Genomic DNA, 24,285 nt, shown 5'->3' with positions numbered 1-24,285 from the left:
CGATGTCACCTAATCTGCCTGGCCCTGCGCCAGTCCAATCACCCGGGCAAACATCTGCCGCATCAATGGCGGGATGGCCTCTGGCCCGCGTTCCGCCGCCGACGTAGCCACTGCGATCGCCAGTTCCGGCTTGGAGCTCTGGTGAATCGCTTTAGTAATAATACGCCTGGAACTCATCGGAACGTTTAACGGCAGGTGCGCCATCTGATGATAGACATCCTGAAAGCCGTGCTGATAGAGAAAATTTTCCATATCCAGCGCCGGTAACTGCGTCAGAAAACGCGGCTCCGGTTCACCCGGCTTTAACTGAGTGCGTGCCGTACTGGCATATTTATTCCCCGCCTGATCACCGTCAGTCAGGACATGCCAGGCGATACCCATGCGCCGGGCAAACTTCAGTAGCGGTTTTAACCCCGACTGCGCAAACTCAATCACCTTCACGCCTTCAGCAGCGAAGTTGTAACCGCACTGCTGCGCCAGCTCATTCATGATCCAGACTTCGGTTTCTCCCTCCACCAGCAGCCAGCAACGGGCAAACAGCGCAGCAGGCCGGTTGACCCGAATATGGAAGCCGATGCGCCGGCTCTCTTCGGCACTCAGTCCCTCCGGACCGATGCGCCAGGCCGCTACGCGCGAGGGTCCACGCACCAGACGACAGACGTTTTCCACCGGCACCTGCGACAGCAGCTCCGGCGAATTAGTGGTGGCGATTTTTTGCAGCGGCAGCAACCTCAGCAGATTCCATGCTACCGACAGCATAATCGGATGCAGCCGGGTTTCCGGATCTTCAATCAGCAGCAGCGGGCGGGCACCAGCGGCCAGCGGGACGTCTCCTCGTGCCTCAATCAGCAGGGTAAACATCTGCAGCAGTATCAGCTGACGGCTGCGGGAGTCGGTTCCGGCAATCAGCTGATTCAGGTGATCCAGCGCCCGCCATCCCTGTCCCCCCTCGCGCGTCTGCGGATCCCGTAGCCTGACCTCGTTGCCCGCATCAGGCGGCTGCACCAGGAAGTAGTGCTGCATCAGTTGCTGCATCGTCTTCAGCCCCTGCCGCAGCACCTCATCGCTGAGCTGTTGCGGATGGTGCTCCAGATCGCGCGCCAGCGTCTCCATACCCGCCAGTAGCTCAGGATGTGCGGTGGGGAGCGGCGCACTACTCCGCGTCCGCTTACTGAAACGCGCATCGCGCAATCGCAGAACCGGATACCGTTTCAGCAAAAGATCGATGGCCGCCGCGCAGTTCTGCTCAGGCAACAGCTGATAGTTCAGGTCAACAAAACGGCGGCGGGTTTCGATACCGCTGTCACGCCAGGTGGCGCTGACGCTGTAACAGAGCTGACGCTGGCCCTGAGCATCACGCTGCCAGAAGGTCGAGAGCAACGCATCCGGGTCGTTGCCGTCATCGCGAAAGTGGAACACCACCGACAGACGGCGCATCGCATCGGTCACATCGCCTGGGGTGAAATGGAAATCAGCCTCGGTAAAAACATAGGCCGGTTCATGGGGCGAAAGTAACAGGCTCAGGGCATCCAGCAGACTGGATTTGCCCCAGGCGTTCTCACCAATCAGCAGATTGGTCTGGGTTAAAGGCAGTGAGAGCTTATTGATGCCGCGGAAACCGCGAATGTCGATATGTTCCAGAATCATAGGCGTCCATCCTCAGTTTATAAACAGCATGGTTGCCGCCAGCGAGCCGGTCAAGCCGCTTTCTCAGGGTTTACTCCGTTACGCTTTTTCGCTAGCGTGTGGCCTCTTCCACCATGGATGGCCCTTATCGCTATGTACTCCGGACTCCTGATTATTCTGCTGCCGCTGATCGCCGGCTGGCTGCTACCGTTCCGTCAAACTTCAACCCTGCGCCAGGTCAATCAGCTGCTGGGCTGGATGGTTTACGTCATTCTGTTCTTTATGGGCATCAGCCTGGCCTTTCTCGACAACCTGAGCAGCAATCTGCTGGCGGTATTTCACACCGCGCTAGTAGCGGCCTTCTGCATTCTGCTGTGCAACCTGCTGGCGCTGCGCGGGCTGGAAAAATATGCCCCCTGGCAGCATGCGCACCGGCAGGAGAAACTGCCCTCGCGGCTGCATATGGCACTGGACTCTCTGAAGCTGTGCGGCGTGGTTGTCATCGGTTTTCTGCTTGGCCTGACCCAGTGGCCACTGCTGCACCACGCCTCGACGGCCAGCGAATATGCGCTGATCTTCCTGCTGTTTCTGGTGGGCATTCAGCTGCGCGGCAGCGGCATGACGCTGCGTCAGATTATCCTGAACCGTCGTGGCCTGCTGGTTGCCAGCGTGGTGCTGGTCAGCGCGCTTATCGGCGGCATGATTGCGGCGTTGCTGCTGGGCGTGCCGCTGAAAACCGGTCTGGCGTTAGCCAGTGGTTTTGGCTGGTACTCTCTCTCCGGCATTCTGATGACCGAAGCTTTTGGTCCGGTCATCGGCAGCGCCGCCTTCTTCAACGACCTGATACGTGAACTGGTGGCAATCATGCTCATTCCGGCGCTGATTGGCCGTCATCGCTCCAGCGCACTCGGCCTGTGTGGCGCCACTTCAATGGACTTTACCCTGCCGGTGCTGCAGCGGGCGGGCGGCAATGAGATCGTCCCGGCCGCCATTGTGCACGGCTTTGTGATGAGCCTGCTGGCCCCGATTCTTATCGCCCTCTTCTCCGCCTGAATCCTGTCTGATATGCGCTGAGCTCTGCCAGCGCATTTTTTCACGCCTGCTTTTCTGCCGTGTCGTCTACGCTTCTTTTTTCGGTTCTGGTCACGTCACTCTTCAGGGCGGGCCGACAAAGGAGAAGAGCATGAAACAAACCGTCGCGGCGCTGGTCGCCAAAACGCTGGAAAGCGCGGGCGTAAAACGCATCTGGGGCGTCACCGGGGATTCCCTTAACGGCCTGAGCGACAGTCTTAATCGCATGGGCACCATTGAATGGATGCCGACGCGCCATGAAGAAGTCGCCGCATTCGCAGCGGGCGCGGAAGCGCACATCAGCGGTGAACTGGCGGTCTGCGCCGGCTCCTGTGGGCCAGGCAACTTACATCTGATCAACGGTCTATTCGATTGCCATCGTAACCGCGTTCCTGTTCTGGCGATTGCGGCACATATTCCCTCCAGCGAAATCGGCAGCGGCTATTTTCAGGAAACCCATCCGCAGGAGCTGTTCCGCGAATGCAGCCACTACTGCGAACTGGTTTCGAACCCTGAGCAGCTCCCGCAGGTGCTGGGCATCGCGATGCGTAAAGCGATTCTGAATCGGGGTGTCTCGGTGGTGGTGCTGCCTGGGGATGTCGCGCTTAAACTGGCGCCAGAGAGCGCCAGCGCGGAATGGTATCCGCCACAGTTGCCGCAGGTCCTGCCACAGCCCGCCGAACTGGCGCAGCTGGCGCAAACGCTGAACGAAGCCAGCGATATTACGCTGCTGTGCGGCAGTGGCTGCGCCGGAGCGCATCAGGAGGTGGTAGCGCTGGCAGAAGCGCTGAAAGCCCCTATCGTCCATGCGCTGCGCGGCAAAGAACACATCGAATATGACAACCCTTATGATGTCGGCATGACCGGACTGATCGGTTTCTCATCCGGTTTCCACGCCATGATGAATGCCGGGACGCTGGTGTTGCTGGGCACGCAGTTCCCCTATCGCGCCTTCTATCCGGAAAAGGCTAAAATCATCCAGATTGATATCAATCCGGGCAGCCTTGGGTCACATTGTCACGTCAATCAGGCCTATGTCGGCGATGTGAAAAGCACACTGCAGGCGCTGCTGCCGCAACTGACGCACAAAAGCGATCGCAGCCATCTCGACAGCGCGGTTAAGCACTATGGCGAGGCGCGCAAAAGTCTGGACGAGCTGGCGCAGCCCAACGACAAGCAGCCGATCCATCCGCAATATCTGGCACAGCAGATCAGCCACTACGCCAGTGATGACGCCATCTTTACCTGCGATGTCGGGACACCGACCGTCTGGGCGGCGCGCTATCTGAAGATGAACGGCAGACGTCGCCTGCTGGGTTCGTTTAACCACGGCTCAATGGCGAACGCGATGCCACAGGCGCTGGGCGCGCAGTCGATTGATCGCAATCGTCAGGTGGTGGCACTGTGTGGCGACGGCGGCTTCAGCATGCTGATGGGGGATTTTATCTCGCTGGCGCAACTGAAAATGCCGGTCAAACTGGTGATTTTCAACAACAGCGTGCTGGGCTTTGTGGCGATGGAGATGAAAGCGGGTGGCTATCTCACCGATGGCACCGAGCTGGAGAATCCTGACTTTGCCGCTATCGCCGAGGCCTGCGGTATCCGGGGTATCCGGGTGGAAAAGGCATCTGATCTCAATGGCGCGCTGGAGCAGGCGTTTGCCCACGATGGCCCGGTGCTGGTGGATGTCATTACCGCCAAAGAGGAACTGGCGATGCCGCCGGAGATCAAAATGGAGCAGGCTAAAGGCTTCAGTCTCTACATGCTGCGCGCCATCATGAATGGTCGCGGTGATGAGGTGGTAGAACTGGCGAAAACCAACTGGCTGCGGTAAAACAGAGACTCCATCCAGGCGGGCGCGATGCCCGCCTTTTTTTTCTTCCGCCACGTTCAGGAGCATAGGGTGATCGATTTACGCAGTGATACCGTAACCCGGCCCAGCGCCGCCATGTTAAGCGCGATGATGTCTGCCGAAACCGGTGATGACGTCTACCGTGACGACCCCACCGTAAATGCGCTGGAGGCGGAAGCCGCACGGCTGAGCGGCAAAGCAGCAGCGCTGTTTTTCCCGACCGGCACCCAGGCGAATCTGGTGGCGCTACTCAGCCATTGCGAACGCGGCGATGAATATATCGTCGGTCAGCAGGCGCACAACTACAAATATGAGGCGGGCGGCGCGGCGGTGCTGGGCAGTATTCAGCCACAGCCGATTCTGGCCGCCGACGATGGCACCCTGCCGCTCGACGTAGTAGCGGCCGCCATCAAGCCGGACGATATTCACTTTGCCCGCACCCGTCTGCTGAGTCTGGAGAACACGCATCACGGTAAAGTCATGCCGCTGGCGTATCTGGAACAGGCGTGGACTTTTACCCGCGAGCACCAGCTGGCGCTGCACATTGATGGCGCACGCATTTTCAATGCGGTAGTCGCGCAGCAGACCACGCTGGCGGCGATTGCCCGCTACTGCGACACCCTGACCATCTGTCTCTCTAAAGGCCTGGGCACGCCTGTCGGTTCTCTGCTGTGTGGCGACACGGCGCTGATTGAGCGCGCACGTCGCTGGCGTAAAATGGCCGGCGGCGGCATGCGCCAGGCCGGTATTCTGGCGGCGGCGGGTCTCTATGCGTTAGAACACAACGTGGCGCGGCTGCAGGAGGATCATGACAATGCCGCCTGGCTGGGACAGCAGTTGCATGAGCTGGGCGTTCAGGTCATCGATCAGCAGACCAACATGCTGTTTGTGGCGGTGCCGGAAGCCCAGGTCAAACCATTAGGTGAGTGGATGAAGGCGCGCGGGGTGTTAATCAGCGCAGGAACCCGCACCCGTCTGGTCACCCATCTGGATGCTGATCGTGCGGCACTGGCGCAGGTCGTCGCCCACTGGAAGGCGTTTTTACACCAATAATCCGCTATTGCGCCGCGCCATATTTATCCAGTAGCGCGGCAGCTATCGCGGCGGTTTCTGCATCGGGCTGCCCGCGATAATCCGCAGGCCGGAAATGCATCTGAAACGCGGCGATCACCCTCTGCTGTTCACGCGCGCTCATTCCTGCCGTTACGGGATAGCCATAGCGCTGCAAACTTTCCAGTAGTGGCTCCACGGGCACCACCGCGTGCGGATCCTGACCCGCTAAATAAAACTGCACTCGTCCGGCATCGGGCCAGGCACCCATTCCGCGCTGGGCCAGCTGTTGCCACGGAAAGAGTGGGCCGGGATCCTGCTTACGCTGCGGCGCGATATCACTGTGACCGACAATATTTTCCGGTGCGATGCCGTAGCGCTGTGCAATATCGCGCAGCAGCGCCTCCAGCGTGGTGATCTGCGCAGCGGTAAACGGCTGCCATTCAAGACCGGTCAGGGTCCGGCGATAACCCTGGTTCACCAGTTCGATACCAATCGATGTGTCATTGATGCGGCTGGCTCCGCGCCAGAAGCTTGGACCGGCATGCCAGGCGAGCTGCTGCTCCGGCACCAGTTGCCAGATAATGCCTTTCCCGGCGCGCTGTGGCGGCTGGCGGGGGATCAGATAGTGGGCGCTGACTTCCCGATCGGTCAGGGTCGCCAGCGACGAAGAAAAATCCTCGGCGGTGTAGTGGATCACAATCACCTTCACCCTCGGTCGCGCGCCCTGCGCCGGATGCCGCAGATCGGCCCAGTAGCCGTCACGGGATTCTATCCCGGACTGGCAGCCCGCCAGCAGCAGCGCCAGTATCAGCCACAGCCACCGTTTCAACGAATGATCACCGCCGTACCGCTGACGCTTACCATCAGCATGCTGCCATCTTTGCCGACCGTTTCGTAGTCAATATCGATACCGACCACTGCGTTGGCGCCCAGCGCTTTTGCCTGCTCCTCCAGCTCTTCAAACGCGATCTCTCGCGCTTTACGCAGCTCTTTCTCGTAAGCACCGGAGCGGCCACCGACCACATCACGGATGCCAGCGAAAAAGTCACGGAAGATGTTGGCACCCAGAATCGCTTCACCGGTGACGACGCCACAATATTCGCTGATGCTGTGACCTTCCAGCGTGGGGGTTGTTGAAAATTTCATCGCATTCTCCTTGTTGAAAACCGGGCTAAGGCTCTTTCGACTAAAAAGCACGGCTATACTCTATGCTAAAAAGGGCACCTTGCCAGAGAACCATAAGGAAATCGAGATGAGAAACAACGCGTTTGCGCTAATGATCCCGGCGGCCCTGCTGCTCAGCGCCTGTACCACCGTTGAGCCAGTGATTAAGGATAATGGCCCACGTACCGCACCGTGCATTGAAGGCGGTCCTGACCAGGTGGCCCAGCAGTTTTACGACCTGCGTATCGAACAGCCTACGCAGGGTCTGCCCGACAGCAACACCCTGGCAAAATATCGCCCTTACCTGAGTGATGCGCTGTACCACTCATTGCAGGCGGCCAGCGGCAGCAATGCAGGCGCACAGTGGCGCAATGGCGATCTCTTCTCCAGCCTGTCACAGGGTCCGACCGCCGCCAGCGTCGCTGATGCTTCCACCATTCCGAACCGCGATGCACGCAACATCCCGCTGCGGGTCGATCTGAGCCGCGACGGCAAGCAGTGGCAGGATGAAGTGCTGATGATCCATCAGGGCAGTTGCTGGGTGGTGGATGATGTGCGCTACATGGCCAACCCTGCGCATGCAGAGGGTGGCAGCCTGAGCCAGATGCTTGAGAAATCGAAAAAATAACCTCAGGCTTAACCGTTCAGAGAAGCGCAGTCGCCCCCGGGCGCTGCGCTTTTTTTATTTCCGCCGCCCGGCCCGCTGCAGCGGGCTGCCCCCAGACTGTGCATGATATTGTGCTAAGCTTTTGCGGTTAGCCTGCTGTTTTACAAATTTTAACCCACCTTATTTGCATAACTATTCTGGTGACGTTAAAATCCGCGACACTAATAGCTATTCAAATCTGGCGCATGAGTATTCAACTAAACGCAATAAACTGCTTCTACGGTGCTCATCAGGCGCTGTTCGACATTAACCTTGAGTGTCCGCAAGGCGAGACCCTGGTACTGCTGGGTCCCAGCGGTGCGGGTAAGAGTTCGCTGCTGCGGGTGCTTAACCTGCTGGAGCAACCCCGTTCAGGTCAGTTGCAGATTGCCGGTAATCAGTTCGACTTCAGCCAGAAACCCTCCGATGCTGCGATTCGCGAACTGCGTCAGAACGTCGGTATGGTGTTTCAGCAGTACAATCTCTGGCCGCATCTTACCGTGCTGCAGAATCTGATTGAAGCGCCCTGCCGGGTACTGGGTCTCAGCAAAAGTGACGCCCGCGCCCGCGCCGACAAGCTGCTTGACCGGCTGCGCCTGACGCCCTACAGCGATCGCTTTCCGCTGCATCTCTCCGGTGGTCAGCAGCAGCGTGTGGCGATTGCCCGCGCGCTGATGATGGAGCCGCAGGTGCTGCTGTTCGATGAGCCGACAGCCGCGCTGGACCCTGAAATTACCGCACAGATTGTCAGTATCATTCGCGAACTGGCCCAGACCCGCATTACCCAGGTGATTGTGACCCATGAAGTGGAGGTGGCACGTAAAACGGCCAGCCGCGTCGTCTATATGGAGAACGGTCACATTGTGGAACAGGGCGATGCCAGCCGCTTTACACAGCCGCAAACCGAGGCGTTTGCTCACTATCTTTCGCACTAAGTCAGGATGCTAAAAATGAAAAAAATGGTACTTGCTGCACTGCTTGCTGGTTTTAGCCTGAGCGCTACGGCGGCACAGACGATTCGTTTTGCGACCGAAGCCTCTTATCCTCCTTTTGAGTTTGTGGATGCGGACAACAAGATTCAGGGCTTTGATGTCGATCTGGCCAATGCGCTGTGTAAAGAGATTGATGCGACCTGCACCTTCACCAATCAGGCGTTCGACAGCCTGATCCCAAGCCTGAAATTCCGTCGTTTTGATGCGGTGATGGCGGGCATGGATATCACACCAGATCGTGAAAAACAGGTCCTGTTCACCAAGCCTTACTACGACAACTCCGCGCTGTTTGTTGCCCAGAAAGGCAAAGTCGCCAGCGTGGAAGCGCTGAAAGGCAAGCGGGTTGGCGTCCAGAACGGCACCACGCATCAGAAATACCTGACTGAGAAACACAGCGAAATTACCACCGTTCCTTACGACAGCTATCAGAATGCGGTGCTGGATCTGAAAAATGGCCGTATTGATGCTGTGTTCGGTGACACCGCAGTCGTCAACGAATGGCTGAAGCAGAATGCCGCGCTGGCTGCCGTTGGTGAGAAAGTCACGGACAAAGCCTACTTTGGTACCGGCCTGGGCATTGCGGTACGTACCGGTAACACCGAGCTGCAGACCAGATTCAATGGCGCGCTGGATAAGATCAAAGCAGACGGCACGTACAAAACCATCTACAGCAAATGGTTCCAGCAGTAATCTCTGATGAATGAAATGATGACCCTCGCAAGCGCCGCCGGCATGACCGTCGGCCTTGCTGTTTGTGCTCTCATCGCTGGCCTGGTGCTGGCGATGATTTTCGCTGGCTGGGAGTCACTACGCCTGAAACCGCTGGCGTGGATTGGCACCGGCCTGGTAACGCTGATCCGCGGCCTGCCGGAAATTCTGGTAGTGCTGTTTATCTATTTTGGCGCCTCACAGCTGCTGCTCACCCTCTCTGACGGCTTCACCCTGAATTTCGGCCTGTTTCAGTTACCGATACAGGTAGAAATTGAAAACTTCGACGTCAGTCCGTTCCTGTGCGGTGTGATAGCGCTGGCGATGCTCTATGCCGCCTACGCCTCGCAGACGCTGCGCGGCGCGCTGAAAGCGGTGCCGATGGGTCAGTGGGAGTCGGGTCAGGCGCTGGGCATGAAAAAATCGGCCATCTTTCTCCGGCTGATTATGCCGCAGATGTGGCGTCACGCCCTGCCCGGTCTGGGCAATCAGTGGCTGGTGCTGCTGAAAGATACTGCGCTGGTCTCGCTGATTAGCGTCAACGATCTAATGCTGCAAACCAAAAGTATCGCCACCCGCACGCAGGAGCCGTTTACCTGGTTCCTGGTGGCGGCCGCTATCTACTTAGTGATCACGCTGTTCAGCCAGGCGGTGTTACGCCGCATCGAACTGCGCACCACCCGCTTTGAACGGGGGAACAGCTAATGCTGGCCTATCTGCCTGAACTCCTGAAAGGGTTGCATACCAGCCTGACGCTGACGGCAGCCTCGCTGGTCGTGGCCCTGCTGCTGGCGCTGCTCTTCACCGTGGTGCTGTCGCTGAAAACGCCGGTGTTCAACCCGCTGGTCAAAGGCTTTATTACACTGTTTACCGGCACACCGCTGCTGGTGCAGATCTTCCTGATCTATTACGGTCCGGGACAGTTTCCCTCGATCCAGCAGATCCCCTGGCTGTGGCATTTACTGTCGCAGCCCTGGCTGTGCGCGATGCTGGCGCTGTCCCTGAACAGCGCGGCTTACACCACGCAGCTGTTTTACGGTGCGGTGCGTGCAATTCCTTCCGGACAGTGGCAATCGTGTGCCGCGCTCGGCATGAGCCGCAAAGATACCCTGCGCATTCTGCTGCCATATGCATTTAAACGCGCCCTCTCCTCCTACTCCAATGAAGTGGTGCTGGTGTTCAAAGGCACCTCGCTGGCCTACACCATCACCCTGATGGAAGTCATGGGCCACGGCCAGTTGCTCTATGGCCGCACCTACGACATCACGGTCTATACCGCGGCGGGTCTGGTTTATCTCTGCGTTAACGGTTTGCTGACGCTGATGATGCGGCTGATCGAAAAGCGCGCTCTGGCCTTCGAACGACGTAACTGATATCCGGGCGAGGCTCCTCGCCCTTTTCGCCTGAAAAATCACACTAATTGCATAAAAATGCATTTTATGGCAGGGTATCGCCTTCTCTGGCTGACCACATCACAGGAATCATAAAATGAAAAAATGGATTGTTGCCGCTGCGCTGGCTTCGCTGGCACTTACCGCCCAGGCAGCGGAAAAGATTCGCTTCGCCGCTTCAGCGACTTATCCGCCGTTTGAATCCCTGGATCGGGAAAATAACCTGGTGGGATTCGATATCGATCTGGCCAAAGCGCTGTGCCAGCAGATGAAAGCGGAGTGTACCTTTACCAACAATGCCTTCGACAGCCTGATCCCGTCACTGAAGTTCCGCCGCTATGACGCGGTGATTTCCGGCATGGATATCACCACTGAGCGCAGCAAGCAGGTCGATTTTACCCAGCCTTATTACGCTAACTCCGCCATCGTGATCGCCCGTAAAGGCCAGTTCAGCAGCTTTGCTGAGCTTAAGGGCAAGCGCATCGGCGTGGAAAACGGCACCACTCACCAGAAGTACCTGCAGGATAAGCATCCGGAAGTGAAAGTGGTAGCATATGACAGCTATCAGAATGCGATTCTGGATATGAAGAGTGGCCGGCTGGATGGCGTATTTGGCGACAGCGCGGTGGTGAATCAGTGGCTGAAGACCAATGCGGATCTCGCCACTGTCGGTGAACATGTTACGGATGCGGACTACTTTGGCACCGGTCTCGGCATTGCCGTGCGTAAAGGCAATACGGCGCTTCGCGATCAGTTCAATCAGGCGCTGAACGAACTGAAAGCCAACGGAAGCTGGCAGCAGCTTAATCAGAAGTGGTTCCCGGAGTGATTACCGGCTGAGGCAGCCTCTGCCGATGCTTTCCCGGACTCGTGCTGACGGCGGGTTAACAGCGTCAGCACTTCAAAATGGGCGGTGTGGGGAAACATATCGAACAGTTGCACCTTCGTCACCTCATAGGCGCTCAGTCGGGCAATATCCTGCGCCATGGTCTGCGGATTGCAGCTTGAATAGAGCAGATAATCCGGAGCCATCTGGCTGAGATAGTCACACAGCGCCTCACCAATCCCACGACGCGGTGGATTAACCAGCACCAGCTGCGGCACCGCATCGCGTCCGGTCGCAAACGCCGTAGAATCCAGCGCCGCAAACTGCACTTTTTCCAGCCCCAGCATCTCAGCGGAACGCTGGGCGCATTTTATCGCCTCGGCGCTGATCTCAATGCCCGTCAGTTCCATCTCCGCTGTCGCGCAGTGCAAACCAAAACCGCCTACGCCGCAGAAGAGATCCCACATGCTGTTGACCGGCAGCGCCCTGACCCAGTCGCGCGCGGTGGCATAGAGTGCGCTGGCAACCTGCGGGTTGGTCTGGAAGAAGCTTTGCGGGCGGATCCACAGCGGCACGCCGTTGAAGTTCTCTGCCAGCGACTGCGCGGGCGTCAGCGCAATCTCCTCTTCCCCCTCCAGAATCGCCATATGCACCGGCTGAATATTGGCAGAGATCACCGCCAGCTGCGGCAATTGCTGTTGCAGCCACGGCAATGCGGCGCGCAGCTGTTCCAGTTTCGCGGCTGAACGCAGGACAAAGCGCAGCATCACGCCGCCCTGCTGGCTTTCGGTTATCAGCAGGAATTTGAGTTCGCCGCGTTTGCGCGCCACGTTATAGGGCGTCAGTCCGGCACGGGCGATAAAGGGCTTAAGTGCAGCAAAAACCGGCTGGAAGCTGGCGGGATAGAGCGGACAATCGCACAGATCCACAGCTTCACCATCACGATGGATTAATCCCAGCACCGGACGCTCAACGCTGCCACTCACCACCATTTTGGCTTTATTACGAAATGCCTGCTGCGGTGATGCGACCGGCGGCAACCAGGCAGCGACCGGCTGCTCAGCCAGTAACTGTTCCAGCAGCGACTGTTTGTCGTTCAGCTGAGTGGGATAGGGTTTTTCCAGCCACTGACAGGAGCGGCAACGGTTAGCGTCATAAAGCGCGCAGTGCATGGTAAAGCCTTAACGATCGGGTCGGGCGGAGCGCGATTGTATCATCGCTTCCTGAAAAAAGCGCGGCTGCTGGCAGGCAGAAACAGCAGCAGGAGCACCAGCAGATCGGGGATTTTCTGCGACAGGGTATGGTGGATAATCTGGACGTTATTGTCGCCATCAATGCTGAAAATCTCGGGGTAGATCCAGCCCAGCGAGGCGACCAGCATATAGCTGAGCACAATCACCTGCGTCGCCACATAGCCCCAGCGTCCACGGTTACTGCCGCGCATCAGGGTAAAGGCGCAGCGCAGTTCGAACAGGAAGATCAGCTGGCTGGCGACAAAGATGAGTGTCGCGTCCCAGGACTGGGCGCTGCGGTGAACAAAATTGGCGAGTTCGCTGTAACCCAGCTCGTTTGCCAGCATCAAAACGCTCAGGCAGCGGGTCGCGATAATAGCAATGCCCGCAACGGTCACCGGAACCGGCGCGATTGAAAGCGTAGCACTGCTTTTGAAGATTTCTGACATAGTCCGTGACTCCACCTGATCGAAAAACGGGCCGGTCAGACCGGCCCGTTCATATAGTGGCAAAGGTTACGGATTTCAGCCACGTTTAGCTTTCTGAATATCGCTTAAACGTTGTTTTTCTTCGTGTGCCATTACCCGCCAGGCGATAAAACCCACTAAACCGACCACAAACAGGATCAATGAAGCCAGCGCATTGATTTCCGGGTTAACGCCGCGTCGCACGGTGGCGAAGATCGCCATCGGCAATGTAGTGGCACCCGGCCCGGTCACAAAGCTGGCGATCACCAGATCGTCGAGTGACAGGGTAAACGCCAGCAGCCAGCCGGTCACAATAGCCGGTGCAATCATGGGCACGGTAATCACGAAAAAGACCTTCAGCGGCGTTGCGCCTAAATCCATCGCCGCCTCTTCGATGGAGCGGTCCAGCTCACGCAGACGCGAGTTAATCACCACGGCCACATAGGCGGTACAGAAGGTGACGTGGGCCAGCCAGATGGTCAGCATGCCGCGTTCGCTCGGCCAGCCAAAGGCGTTGCCCATTGCCACAAACAGCAGCAGCAGCGACAGTCCGGTGATGACGTCGGGCATCACCAGCGGCGCGGTCAGCATAAAGGCAAAACCGTTGTGGCCACGGAAGCGACCAAAGCGCACGATAATTACCGCCGCCAGCGTGCCCAGCACCACCGCCATGGTGGCGGAGAGACCGGCAATGCTCAGACTCAGCAGCACGGCGTCAATCATCGCGCTGTCCTGGAAGAGCACCCTGTACCAGTGGAACGAGAAGCTCTCCCACACCGTCACCAGCGGTGAACTGTTGAAGGAGTAAACCACCAGCAACAGCATCGGCGCATAGAGGAACAGGAAGCAGCAGACCAGAATACCGGTACGCCAGGGTGAGCGAATGGTTGGCAAATTATTCATGCCTTCTCTCCCATTTCACGGTTTTGATGCTTATGGAACCAGATGATCGGCAGAATCAGGATCAGCAGAATGATGACCGCCAGCGCAGAGGCCACCGGCCAGTCGCGGTTGTTAAAGAACTCCTGCCACAGGATGCGGCCAATCATGATGCTGTCCGGGCCACCCAGCAGTTCAGGGATCACGTACTCCCCCACCGCCGGGATAAACACCAGCATCGATCCGGCGATAATGCCCCCTTTTGTCAGCGGGACAATCACGCTGAAAAAGGTCTTCAGCGGACGCGCACCCAGATCCAGTGAGGCTTCCACCAGCGAGTAATCAATGCGGGTCAGCGCGGTGTAGATTGGCAGCACCATAAACGGCAGATAGCAGTAGACGATACCGATATAGACCGCTGTATTGGTGTAGAGGATCACCAGCGGATGATCGATCACCCCCAGCCACAGCAGGAACCGGTTCAGAATACCGTTGTTGTTAAGCAGCCCCATCCAGGCGTAGACGCGCACCAGAAATGAGGTCCATGACGGCAGGATCACCAGCAGCAGCAGAATGGTGCGCATGGATGGCTTGCTGTGCGCCACGGCCCACGCGAGCGGGTAGCCAATCAGCAGACAGATCACCGTGGAGATCGCCGCCACTTTCAGCGATTGCAGATAGGCATCGACGTAGAGCGGATCGTCGGTCAGCGTCAGGTAGTTGCCGAAATTGAGCACAATGCTGAACTGGTCATCAGCCCAGCTCACCAGCTCGGTGTAGGGGGGAATCGCACGCGCAATGTCCGCGAAGCTGATCTTCAGCACCGTCAGAAACGGCAGCAGAAACAACAGCACCAGCCAGACATAAGGCAAGGCGATCACCAGCTTGCGGCCATGCTGCATTTTTATCCGCGTGGCCCAGCGTTGCAGCGGCGTGCCGACCAGTCGGGCAGGCGCTTTAGCGCGTTGGAAAATCTGGCTCATAGCCGCTCCTTAAACCGTCAACACCACGCAGCTGTCGCATTCCCAGCAGAGGCGGACTTCATCACCCCAGGTCGGCAACCCTTTGCGGTAGCGATGCGCGTTTTGCAACTGTGCGCTGATCATCTGTCCGCTGTGCAGACGGACATGGAAGATAGAGAGGTCGCCGAGATAGGCGATGTGGACCACTTCGCCCACAGCAAAGTTACAGCCATCGGCAGGCACCTCATCGCACAACATCACTTTTTCCGGGCGCAGTGCGACATGGACCGGAACGTTATCCACCACTGAAACATCGGAGTCGACTTTCAGCGGATGCATCAGGCCGGGACTGTCGATCACCAGGCCATCCGCCTGACGTTCACGCAGTAAGCCTTCGAAGACGTTAACCGAACCGATAAATTCCGCGCTGTAGCGGCTGGTAGGATGCTCGTAGATCTCCTCCGGCTCGCCAATCTGCACGAACTTGCCGCGATTCATAATCGCGATACGGCCCGCCATGGTCATCGCCTCTTCCTGATCGTGCGTCACCATCACACAGGTGGCGCCAACACGCTCCAGAATATCGACCACTTCCAGCTGCATCCTGTCGCGCAGCTTCTTGTCCAGTGCCCCCATCGGCTCATCCAGCAGCAGCAGTTTCGGCCGTTTCGCCAGGCTGCGGGCCAGCGCCACACGCTGACGCTGACCACCGGAGAGCTGGTGCGGTTTGCGTTTAGCAAACTCCTGCATATGCACCAGCGCCAGCATCTCTGCTACCCGGCTGGTGATCTCCCCTTTCGGCAGCCGATCCTGTTTCAGACCAAAGGCGATATTCTGCTCCACCGTCATGTGGGGAAACAGCGCGTAGGACTGGAACATCATGTTGATCGGGCGCTGATAGGGAGCAACGTGGGACAGATCCTGGCCATCCAGCACAATCTGCCCGCTGGTTGGCGGCTCAAAACCGGCCAGCATGCGCAGCAGCGTTGATTTACCACAGCCCGATGCGCCCAGCAGGGCAAAGATCTCACCTTTATAAATAGTCAGGCTGACATCATCCACGGCGTGTTGCCCGTCAAAGGATTTGGTCAGATTGCGAATTTCCAGCAGTGGCGTTAACGCCTTTGCGGTTTTATTTTGAGGACGGGGAATGGCATCGTTCACAAAGGTTCTCTCCGGAGCCAGGCGGAACATGGCGACAAAATTTGCCGCTAAAAATGGCACAACAGAGGCCGACACCGCGCCTCTGTTGCTGATACATGACAGGTCAATCCGTGAAGGACGAATTACTTACCACTTTTTACTTTAGTCCATGCACGCGTACGCACACGATCCAGTTTAGGATCCTGGACTTTCAGCACAAACAATTTCGACATCGCTTCAGGCGTCGGGAAGATACCCGGGTTGTTGCGGACGTCGGCATTGATCAACGGCAGCGACGCTTTGTTGCCGTTGGCGTAGTTCATTTTGTTGGAGACATCGGCGATCACTTTCGGATCCATGATGTAGTTCAGCCAGGCGTAAGCACCATCGAGGTTTTTCGCATCTTTCGGGATCGCCATCATATCGAAGAAGGCCAGTGCGCCCTCTTTCGGTACGCTGTAGCCCAGATGCACGCCATTTTTCGCCGCATCAGCACGGTTTTTCGCCTGCAGAATATCGCCCGACCAGCCAATGGCGACGCAGATATTACCGTTGGCCAGATCGTTGATGTACTGCGACGAATGGAAGTAGCGGATATTCGGACGCAGTTTCAGCAGCAGGTCAGTGGCCGCGCCCGAATACTCTTTAGCATCAGAGGTGTTAGGATCTTTGCCCAGGTAGTTGAGCACCGTGGCGAAAATCTCTTCTGGCGCATCCAGGAAGGAGACGCCGCAGCTTTTCAGCTTCTCCAGGTTTTCCGGCTTCAGCACCAGATCCCAGCTGTTGACCGGCGCATCGGCGCCCAGTGCGGCCTTGACCTTGTCGACGTTGTAGCCGATACCGGTGGTGCCCCACAGATAAGGAATGGCATATTTATTACCCGGATCGTGCTGCGCCACTTTTTCCATCAGCGCCGGATCGAGGTTTTTGTAGTTAGGCAGTTTGCTCTTATCCAGCGGCTGGAATACCCCGGACTGCAACTGACGCGCCAGGAAGCTGGAGGATGGCACCACCACATCATAGCCGGTGCTGCCCGCCATCAGTTTGCCTTCCAGGACTTCGTTGGAGTCAAACACATCGTAGACCACTTTGATGCCGGACTGCTTTTCAAAGTTCGGCACGGTATCTGGCGAAATATAATCGGACCAGTTGTAGACGTGCAGCGTTTTATCTTCCGCCATGCTGCTGGCCGATGCGGCCATCAGCGCAGCAGCTACCACAGCTGACAGCCATTTCTGACGTGAGTTGAACATATTTTTCCATCCTCCTGAGCGGGTCATTACAACGCTGCAAACCAGAGATCCCTGCATTGCGTTCTGTACAAGACGTCAGTGACACAATGAATCATTATTCAGCGGGAGTTTAATAGCAAAAACCTATAGCTGAGGCGCAGTTACGCGCCTGTTACAGCCCCGCAAGCATAGCCCCCCCGGTCAGGCTTCACCAGACCCCAGCGTAAAAAACGCCTGAAAGCGATATTTTATGCATGTTTGAGCTATGAGGTTCGGCTTTGATGGCATAAACCACGACTAATATCTGGCGTTAAAGGGCAAAATGCAGAATAAAAAATTATCGCGGCAGCGGATGGCGGGCATAAAAAAGCCGTCTCAGGGACGGCTTAGTGTGTGACCATGTCGGGCTTAGTGCAGCACAGAATGAACGCTGGTCACCGGAACGTGCTCTTCTTCTTCGCCCACGATCAACAGATTGTTGGCAAAGGCTTCCAGGATCACCATGGAGATCTGCTCTTCACTCTGTTTCATAAAGTGCGAGAACTGACCAAAGGTTAACCCGGCGGTGGTAATCATTGACTGACAGACAATGAGTTTCGGCAGATTATCATCCTGAATGTCGATAAATGCTTTCACCGTCAGCGAACTGGCATTGATCTGCGACAAATCGCCAACCAGTGGAATCAGCGCCGTCGGCTTCACTTCAGCCAGCGCCGAAAACAGAATGACGTTGTCGACCAGATCGATTTTGGCGTCAAACACCCCATCGAAGTTTTGCATGTGCGGCAGATGAAGTGCCTGACAGGCATCGCATTCGAACCAGGTGATATTTTGCTGATCCAGCCAGCGACGCAGCAGGTCGATATCCGGAACGACAAGAGAATCCATCGTAAAATCCCAGTGGGGTGATAAACAGGCGACTTAGCTTACGGAAAAATGCGCGACGATGCCATGAAAACCGCTGAAAAGCGCGTGTCAGCCAGCGGTTTTAGGACGGAGCCCGGGGATGGCCTGCTGCTCAATCCGCTCGATCATCAGGGCGGCGATGTTAAGGTCACTGCTGGTTTCAATGCCTTCAAGACCGGGCGAGGCGTTAACTTCCATCACCAGCGGGCCGCGATGGGCGCGCAGAATATCGACGCCCGCCACTTCCAGCCCGAGCGTAGCCGCCGCTTTCACGGCGATCTGCCGCTCCTGTTGCGTAATGACGACCGGATAAGCTTTGCCGCCGCGATGCAGATTAGAGCGAAAGTCGCCCTCTTTCGCCACCCGCTCAATCGCTGCCACCACCTGATTGCCAATCACCAGACAGCGAACATCACGACCCTGCGCTTCTTTAATAAACTCCTGCACCAGAATATGGGCATTCAGGCCGCGAAAGGCATCGATAACGCTTTCTGCCGCCTGCCGCGTTTCCGCCAGCACCACGCCAATGCCCTGGGTGCCCTCCACCAGCTTGACCACCAGCGGCGCACCGCCGACCAGGGCGATCAGATCAGCGGTGTCATCGGGTGAGGAGGCAAAGCCGGTGACCGGCATGTCGATGCCTTCCCGTGCCAGCAGCTGCAGCGAGCGCAATTTGTCACGGGTGCGGGTAATGGCAGCGGACTCATTCAGCGGATAGCTGCCGCACATCTCAAACTGTCGCAGCACGGCCGTGCCATAAAAGGTAATAGGGTTGCCGATGCGCGGGATAACCGCATCAAAATGGCCCAGCGGTTCACCACAGTAGTGAACCGCCGGTGAGGCGGGATTAATATTCATATAGCAGGAGAGCGGATCGATGATCTGAACCTGGTGGCCGCGCGCGGCGGCCTCCTCACGCAGTCGCCGACTGGAGTAGAGCGTCTCATCACGTGACAGGATAGCTATCTTCATCGCTGCTCTCCCTTACTGGCTTAACGCGTGGCCCAGCCCTGCTGATGCAGATAATCGAGCATAAACGGACGCGTCTCTTTAATGATCAGGCGCTGGATCAGCTCACTCCAGGTTTCGCTGCGCTGGTTGCTGCCGCGCTGCTGATAATAGAGTTCTGTGCGGCTATCGTATTCGGCCAGCACCGCCGGATCCAGCGGCTGATAGCGGTTCTCATGCACCAGCATCGCGTGCGGCATACGCGGTTTGACGTCCGGCTTTGACTCCGGATGGCCCAGGCAAAAACCAAACAACGGCAGAACAAATTTCGGCAGGCCCAGCAGTTCGGTTACTTCCACGATACTGTTACGGATTCCGCCGATAAAGACGCCGCCCAGATCCAGCGATTCCGCTGCGACCATGGCATTCTGACCCATCAGCGCGGTATCGACGCAGCCCAGCAGCAACTGCTCGGCACGACCCAGCTGCGCATCAGGGCAAATCTGCAGGTGGCGATTAAAGTCAGCGCAGAAGATCCAGAACTCAGGCGCATCCGCGACCCAGGTCTGTCCGCCCGTCAGCGTCACCAGCTTGTCGCGCAGGGCTTTGTCGGTGATACGGATAATGGAAGAACACTGTAAAAAACTGGATGTGGACGCCGATTGCGCCGCAGTAATAATCGCTTCACGCTGTGCTTCGCTGACCGGCTGGTCAGTAAAGGCGCGGATTGAACGATGGCTGCACAGTAAATCAATGGTCGGTGTCATAAAGTCTCCAGCAATATTATCTTTTTTTGTCAGTTTGATTAAACAGCTGTGGTGCTATCGCTTTCGCGGTGCGCCACATTAACAGCCAGGCAGCAGGCAGCATCAGAACCACGCCAGCAATGAACAGCACAGTCGCCAGCGTTTTCACGTCCGCCAGGTCTGGCAGCGGAAGCCAGTGGTTGATCAGCAGCAGCGCGGCCACGATTAACAGGCCGCCAGCCGCCTCCAGCACCACCACAAACCGGGGTAATCTGGCTACACTCTGCATGATATCCTCCTGCCTTAGCGGCTGACTGAGCGTCAATTATGGTCAACAACCCAAAAATTGCGCGAGATACACGGGCTGCTGGCGCGAAAAAGCCTCTGATTCAGAGGCTTCCTGACCGGGCAGCGATAGCGTGCGGGCATCAGACTAACAGGCAAATCCTGCTTTCCTTAAGCGATACGAGCGGGCATCATGGTTGCCATTCTCTGTTTCATTGTGTGATACACATCACATAATAGTCGCTGCAAGGAGTTCTCAATGATTGCTGTTATTTTTGGTCGTCCGGGCTGTCCCTACTGTGTGCGTGCCCATGAACTGGCCGACAAGCTGACCGCTGAACGTGATGATTTTAGCTACCAGTATGTCGATATCAACGCAGAAGGCATTACTAAAGCCGACCTGGAAGCGAGCGCAGGTAAACCGGTCAGCACCGTGCCACAGATTTTCGTCGACGAAAAACATATCGGTGGCTACACCGAGTTTGCGGCCTGGACCAAAGAGAATCTGGGATTTGCCGCGTAAGCGCTGATAGCCGGAATGAAAAAGGCGAGCCAGGATTTTCCTGTCTCGCCTTTTTGCGCTCTGCCTGACACCCACCGCCCGGCACAGTTTAATTGAGTGACGCCATCACTATCTGCATCAACCGCACCAGCAAGGCCCCGCAGCCTGCCCAGAACAGCGCGCTGAGGCTCCATGCGACCACAAAAAGTGCATTGCTGTGGATAAACAGGCTGCTGTTTAACAGCAGTGCTGCCAGTAACGTTCCCCATAGCCCCATCAGCAGGGTGCTTTTTAGCGGGCTCTCCACCTGCACCAATGCCATCACAATACCGGGCAACATAAAGAGCAGTAATTCGGGCTGACCACGAAGCGGGCCGGGACCGACCTGCCAGAAATGACAGGTAAAGACAAACACCAGACTGTACAACACCACGCCGCACAGGCGGGTAGTCCAGAGATAAGAACGCTGCGGCATACCACCCCACTGATTAAAAGTAACCCCGACAATAACCTGCTGATAACCCTGATGCGTTCAGATGGAAATAAAAAGAAACAGTTCGCTGTGGCAACGAATGAAAACAGCCAATGGCTGTGAAAGATATTTGTGATTAGAATAGCGCCGCGGTAAAGGTTCCATTTGCAGTACTGATGCAACAGCACCTCAACGGCCTGCTCACGATAGCGAAAAACAGGCTACTCTTCAATAGGTTACATGTAAACAAGAAGTTAAACAGTGAATATTAACGTCGCAGGATTGTTAAGCGGAAATGACATTTTGTTATTGTTTGTCGTTTTAGCGCTCGGCCTCTGTCTGGGTAAGTTGCGTCTGGGCTCGGTTCAGCTGGGAAATTCGATTGGCGTATTAGTGGTTTCGCTCTTATTAGGCCAGCAGCACTTTACGATCAATACCGATGCATTGAGTCTGGGCTTTATGCTGTTTATTTTTTGTGTCGGCGTCGAAGCGGGTCCCAACTTTTTTTCCATTTTCTTTCGCGACGGCAAAAACTATTTCATGCTCGCTATCGTCATGGTGGTCAGCGCACTGTTGCTGGCGCTGGGACTGGGCAAACTCTTTGGCTGGGATATCGGTCTCACCGCCGGCATGCTGGCCGGGTCGATGACCTCAACGCCGGTGCTGGTCGGAGCGGGCGATACCCTGCGGCAAAGCATCAGCGATCCGAAACAGCTTGGACTGATGCAGGATCAGCTGAGCCTCGGTTATGCCGTGACCTATCTGATAGGCCTGGTCAGTCTGATTTTCGGCGCACGTTATCTGCCCCGTCTGCAACATCAGGATCTGCCCACCTGCGCTCAGCAGATCGCCCGGGAACGCGGTCTGGATGCGGACAGCCAGCGCAAAGTTTTCCTGCCGGTGATCCGCGCCTATCGCGTCGGCCCGGAACTGGTGGCATGGAGCGGCGGCAAAAACCTGCGCGAACTGGGTATCTATCGTCAGACCGGTTGCTACATTGAGCGCATCCGCCGCAACGGTATTCTCGCCAGTCCCGATGGCGATGCGGTGTTACAGCTCGGTGATGATATCTCGCTGGTGGGCTATCCCGATGCTCACGCCCGGCTCGACCCCAGCTTCCGCAACGGCAAAGAGGTTTTTGACCGCGACCTGCTGGATATGCGCATCGTCACTGAAGAGATCGTGGTTAAAAACCACAATGCGGTAAACAAACGCCTCAGCAAGTTAAACCTCACCGATCACGGCTGCTTCCTGAACCGGGTGATACGCAGCCAGATTGAGATGCCGATCGACGACAGTATCATGCTGAACAAAGGTGATGTGCTGCAGGTCAGCGGCGAGGCACGACGAGTGAAAAGCGTTGCGGATCGCATTGGCTTTATCGCGATTCACAGTCAGATGACCGATCTTTTAGCCTTCTGCGCCTTCTTTATCGTGGGTCTGATGATTGGTCTGATCACCTTCCAGTTCAGCAATTTCAGTTTTGGTATTGGTAACGCCGCGGGCCTGCTGTTTGCCGGTATTATGCTCGGCTTCCTGCGTGCCAACCATCCGACCTTTGGTTATATTCCGCAGGGCGCGCTCACTATGGTGAAAGAGTTCGGTCTGATGGTGTTTATGGCGGGTGTGGGATTGAGTGCCGGTAGCGGCATTAATCACGGCCTGAGCAGCGATGGTGCGCTGATGCTGCTGTGCGGCCTGCTGGTCAGCCTGATTCCGGTGATCATCTGCTATCTGTTTGGTGCTTATGTGTTGCGGATGAACCGCGCCCTGCTGTTTGGCGCCATCATGGGCGCACGTACCTGCGCACCGGCCATGGAGATCATCAGTGATACGGCACGCAGCAATATCCCGGCGCTGGGCTATGCCGGGACCTATGCCATCGCCAACGTGTTGCTGACGCTGGCGGGAACGCTGATTGTGATTATCTGGCCGATATTGCCCCTATAAAATTTTTTTGCCTGCGTCCAGAACTTTATTGTTAAGGGATAGTCATAATAAGTGCCACTGCTTTTCTTTGAAATCCCCAAATTGTGGAGCCCGCTGGTCTTTTTCCCGGCGGGTTTTTTTATGCCTTTTTTTCGTCCCTCCCCGTCATTCCCCGCCTGATTCGCAACTTCATGTGTCATAAAACTTAAACCGTTACACAACTCAACGGCAGATTAAGAGCCTTTCTATAGACGAACAAAACGGTAAAAAGCAGGATAGACCGCTGTTTAGTTAGCAATTTGTGCTGACTGATTGGGTGAGCGTGCTGTCGCTGACCGTTTTTTTTGCCGCTGTTATCGGACCGGGCTGGCGGGATGCTGCCAGCTGCCGTTAACCGGACTGTCTGCTGAGGAATTTATCCCGAAATGGAAGAGCTGAACCATTCACTGTTTACTGCCATTAATGCCACACCGGCTTCACCTGCCTGGTTACTGCAGCTGGCGACGTTTTTTGCCAAAGATCTGATCGCCATCGTGCCGCTGTTAATCGTGGCGATGTGGCTCTGGGGACCGCGCGATCAGGTTTCTTCGCAGCGGGTGCTGGTACTGAAAACCGGTATGGCGCTGATCTATGCGCTGGCGATCTCCTGGTCTGTGGGCCAGCTGTTGCCGCATCCCCGCCCTTTCGCTATCGGTTTTGGTTATCAGTTCCTGCATCACGCCGCCGATGACTCCTATCCCAGCGATCACGGCACCACAATATTCACCTTTGCACTGGCCTTTATCTTCTGGCATCGCCTCTGGTCAGGTGTGGTTCTGATGGTGGCCGGTTGCGCTATTGCCTGGTCGCGGGTCTACCTTGGCGTTCACTGGCCAATGGATATGCTGGGCGGGTTCCTGGTGGGGCTGCTGAGCTGTCTGGCTTCGCATCTGGCGTGGCAGTTCTATGGCGAGCGGATGCTGGCGGTAATCAATCCACTCTATCGGTCGTTGTTTGCCGTGCCGATTCGCAAAGGCTGGACGCAGGATTAAAAAAGGGACGCGTTAGCGTCCCCAGCACTGTGGCAAACCCGGATTTACCGCAGCGAATAAGCTTAAAGCGCAGGGAACAGGGTCAGAGGAGGAAAGCGTCCCGCGCCAGGGACGGCGCGGGCCGAGCGTGTCATGGATGACGGATTTTGCGTCTTTCCGATCTGACCCTGTTCCCTGTGCAGGCTCGGGCTCAACGCAGTACGAGCCTGCGTCCCTGCTTAC

Annotated in this window: 26 protein-coding genes; 12 read left to right on the top strand and 14 right to left on the bottom strand. The window is 56.8% G+C overall.

The genetic code is table 11. The annotated features are described in order from the left end of the window. Positions 1-9: 9 nt before the first annotated feature. Positions 10-1,647 carry an ATP-dependent endonuclease gene (locus LC417_RS07565; protein ID WP_223565670.1) on the bottom strand — a complete coding sequence of 546 codons (1,638 nt, stop codon included), beginning with the start codon at positions 1,645-1,647 and terminating at the stop codon, positions 10-12. A gap of 132 nt (positions 1,648-1,779) precedes the next feature. Between LC417_RS07565 and LC417_RS07560 the strand changes: the two genes are divergently transcribed. The 3 genes from LC417_RS07560 (at position 1,780) to ltaE (ending at position 5,602) form a co-directional block, all read left to right on the top strand. Beyond that, the gene (locus tag LC417_RS07560) at positions 1,780-2,679 is read left to right on the top strand and encodes a lysine exporter LysO family protein (RefSeq protein WP_223565669.1); all 900 of its coding nucleotides are present in this window, start codon (positions 1,780-1,782) and stop codon (positions 2,677-2,679) included. Positions 2,680-2,809: 130 nt separating this feature from the next. Next, entirely contained in the window at positions 2,810-4,531 is a 1,722-nt protein-coding gene (gene poxB / locus LC417_RS07555) for a ubiquinone-dependent pyruvate dehydrogenase (protein WP_010254446.1), read from the top strand. A gap of 69 nt (positions 4,532-4,600) precedes the next feature. Beyond that, positions 4,601-5,602 carry a low-specificity L-threonine aldolase gene (gene ltaE, locus LC417_RS07550; RefSeq protein WP_223565733.1) on the top strand — a complete coding sequence of 334 codons (1,002 nt, stop codon included), beginning with the start codon at positions 4,601-4,603 and terminating at the stop codon, positions 5,600-5,602. Positions 5,603-5,606: 4 nt separating this feature from the next. Here the strand turns inward: ltaE and LC417_RS07545 are convergent, their stop codons facing one another. Together LC417_RS07545 and LC417_RS07540 are read right to left on the bottom strand one after the other, a co-directional pair. Continuing rightward, on the bottom strand, positions 5,607-6,431 hold the full coding sequence (locus LC417_RS07545; RefSeq protein ID WP_223565668.1) for an N-acetylmuramoyl-L-alanine amidase: 825 nt from the start codon (positions 6,429-6,431) through the stop codon (positions 5,607-5,609). Beyond that, positions 6,428-6,748, bottom strand: a complete 321-nt coding sequence (locus tag LC417_RS07540) for a heavy metal-binding domain-containing protein (RefSeq protein ID WP_003849304.1) — start codon at positions 6,746-6,748, stop codon at positions 6,428-6,430. The genes LC417_RS07545 and LC417_RS07540 overlap by 4 nt, the downstream gene beginning before the upstream one ends. 106 nt (positions 6,749-6,854) lie before the next feature. Between LC417_RS07540 and LC417_RS07535 the strand changes: the two genes are divergently transcribed. The 6 genes from LC417_RS07535 (at position 6,855) to LC417_RS07510 (ending at position 11,332) form a co-directional block, all read left to right on the top strand. Beyond that, positions 6,855-7,394 carry a lipoprotein gene (locus tag LC417_RS07535; protein ID WP_010254434.1) on the top strand — a complete coding sequence of 180 codons (540 nt, stop codon included), beginning with the start codon at positions 6,855-6,857 and terminating at the stop codon, positions 7,392-7,394. Between the two features lie 224 nt (positions 7,395-7,618). After that, a complete protein-coding gene (gene artP, locus LC417_RS07530; protein ID WP_010254433.1) occupies positions 7,619-8,347 on the top strand; it encodes an arginine ABC transporter ATP-binding protein ArtP in 729 nt (242 codons plus the stop codon). Between the two features lie 15 nt (positions 8,348-8,362). Continuing rightward, the gene (artJ, locus tag LC417_RS07525) at positions 8,363-9,094 is read left to right on the top strand and encodes an arginine ABC transporter substrate-binding protein (RefSeq protein ID WP_010254432.1); all 732 of its coding nucleotides are present in this window, start codon (positions 8,363-8,365) and stop codon (positions 9,092-9,094) included. A 6-nt stretch (positions 9,095-9,100) separates the two neighbouring features. Further along, entirely contained in the window at positions 9,101-9,817 is a 717-nt protein-coding gene (artQ, locus tag LC417_RS07520) for an arginine ABC transporter permease ArtQ (protein ID WP_010254430.1), read from the top strand. Continuing rightward, positions 9,817-10,485 carry an arginine ABC transporter permease ArtM gene (artM, locus tag LC417_RS07515; RefSeq protein WP_061704166.1) on the top strand — a complete coding sequence of 223 codons (669 nt, stop codon included), beginning with the start codon at positions 9,817-9,819 and terminating at the stop codon, positions 10,483-10,485. The genes artQ and artM overlap by 1 nt, the downstream gene beginning before the upstream one ends. Positions 10,486-10,600: 115 nt before the next feature. Beyond that, complete coding sequence (locus LC417_RS07510) at positions 10,601-11,332, top strand: arginine ABC transporter substrate-binding protein (RefSeq protein ID WP_010254425.1); 732 nt, start codon at positions 10,601-10,603, stop codon at positions 11,330-11,332. Here the strand turns inward: LC417_RS07510 and rlmC are convergent. From rlmC to LC417_RS07460, 10 genes are all read right to left on the bottom strand, one after another. Further along, complete coding sequence (rlmC, locus tag LC417_RS07505; protein WP_187508161.1) at positions 11,311-12,501, bottom strand: 23S rRNA (uracil(747)-C(5))-methyltransferase RlmC; 1,191 nt, start codon at positions 12,499-12,501, stop codon at positions 11,311-11,313. The two genes, LC417_RS07510 and rlmC, sit on opposite strands and share 22 nt — an antisense overlap. Positions 12,502-12,542: 41 nt before the next feature. After that, a complete protein-coding gene (locus tag LC417_RS07500; protein WP_010254423.1) occupies positions 12,543-13,010 on the bottom strand; it encodes a YbjO family protein in 468 nt (155 codons plus the stop codon). Positions 13,011-13,085: 75 nt separating this feature from the next. Beyond that, positions 13,086-13,931 carry a putrescine ABC transporter permease PotI gene (potI, locus tag LC417_RS07495; RefSeq protein WP_010254422.1) on the bottom strand — a complete coding sequence of 282 codons (846 nt, stop codon included), beginning with the start codon at positions 13,929-13,931 and terminating at the stop codon, positions 13,086-13,088. After that, positions 13,928-14,890, bottom strand: a complete 963-nt coding sequence (potH, locus tag LC417_RS07490) for a putrescine ABC transporter permease PotH (protein WP_010254421.1) — start codon at positions 14,888-14,890, stop codon at positions 13,928-13,930. Before potH ends, potI begins: the two co-directional genes overlap by 4 nt. A gap of 9 nt (positions 14,891-14,899) precedes the next feature. Further along, on the bottom strand, positions 14,900-16,033 hold the full coding sequence (potG, locus tag LC417_RS07485) for a putrescine ABC transporter ATP-binding subunit PotG (RefSeq protein ID WP_010254420.1): 1,134 nt from the start codon (positions 16,031-16,033) through the stop codon (positions 14,900-14,902). 122 nt (positions 16,034-16,155) lie between these two features. Next, positions 16,156-17,265 carry a spermidine/putrescine ABC transporter substrate-binding protein PotF gene (gene potF / locus LC417_RS07480; protein ID WP_010254418.1) on the bottom strand — a complete coding sequence of 370 codons (1,110 nt, stop codon included), beginning with the start codon at positions 17,263-17,265 and terminating at the stop codon, positions 16,156-16,158. A 387-nt stretch (positions 17,266-17,652) separates the two neighbouring features. Then, the gene (locus LC417_RS07475) at positions 17,653-18,132 is read right to left on the bottom strand and encodes a YbjN domain-containing protein (RefSeq protein ID WP_022625960.1); all 480 of its coding nucleotides are present in this window, start codon (positions 18,130-18,132) and stop codon (positions 17,653-17,655) included. An 87-nt stretch (positions 18,133-18,219) separates the two neighbouring features. Then, positions 18,220-19,122: a 30S ribosomal protein S6--L-glutamate ligase gene (gene rimK, locus LC417_RS07470; protein WP_010254416.1), complete on the bottom strand. Its 903-nt coding sequence runs from the start codon at positions 19,120-19,122 to the stop codon at positions 18,220-18,222. 20 nt (positions 19,123-19,142) lie between these two features. Continuing rightward, on the bottom strand, positions 19,143-19,865 hold the full coding sequence (gene nfsA / locus LC417_RS07465; RefSeq protein ID WP_050679485.1) for an oxygen-insensitive NADPH nitroreductase: 723 nt from the start codon (positions 19,863-19,865) through the stop codon (positions 19,143-19,145). Between the two features lie 16 nt (positions 19,866-19,881). Then, on the bottom strand, positions 19,882-20,133 hold the full coding sequence (locus tag LC417_RS07460; RefSeq protein ID WP_031593165.1) for a DUF1418 family protein: 252 nt from the start codon (positions 20,131-20,133) through the stop codon (positions 19,882-19,884). 255 nt (positions 20,134-20,388) lie between these two features. Between LC417_RS07460 and LC417_RS07455 the strand changes: the two genes are divergently transcribed. After that, positions 20,389-20,652, top strand: a complete 264-nt coding sequence (locus LC417_RS07455; protein WP_010254413.1) for a GrxA family glutaredoxin — start codon at positions 20,389-20,391, stop codon at positions 20,650-20,652. A gap of 88 nt (positions 20,653-20,740) precedes the next feature. On the opposite strand, the gene ybjM is transcribed toward LC417_RS07455, so the two are convergent. Next, positions 20,741-21,106, bottom strand: a complete 366-nt coding sequence (gene ybjM, locus LC417_RS07450; protein WP_010254412.1) for an inner membrane protein YbjM — start codon at positions 21,104-21,106, stop codon at positions 20,741-20,743. 258 nt (positions 21,107-21,364) lie between these two features. Here ybjM and LC417_RS07445 point away from each other — a divergent pair, with 258 nt between their 5' ends. Together LC417_RS07445 and ybjG are read left to right on the top strand one after the other, a co-directional pair. Then, positions 21,365-23,053, top strand: a complete 1,689-nt coding sequence (locus tag LC417_RS07445) for an aspartate:alanine antiporter (RefSeq protein WP_010254410.1) — start codon at positions 21,365-21,367, stop codon at positions 23,051-23,053. A 404-nt stretch (positions 23,054-23,457) separates the two neighbouring features. After that, a complete protein-coding gene (gene ybjG, locus LC417_RS07440; RefSeq protein WP_010254408.1) occupies positions 23,458-24,063 on the top strand; it encodes an undecaprenyl-diphosphate phosphatase in 606 nt (201 codons plus the stop codon). The last annotated feature ends 222 nt before the right edge of the window (positions 24,064-24,285 follow it).

The sequence above is a fragment of the Pantoea sp. OVA07A genome, assembly GCF_019969975.1.
In the GTDB taxonomy this organism is placed as follows: Bacteria; Pseudomonadota; Gammaproteobacteria; order Enterobacterales; family Enterobacteriaceae; genus Pantoea; species Pantoea agglomerans.
Note: the sequence above shows the minus strand (reverse complement) of the source record. Positions and strands in the feature narration are given on the sequence as shown.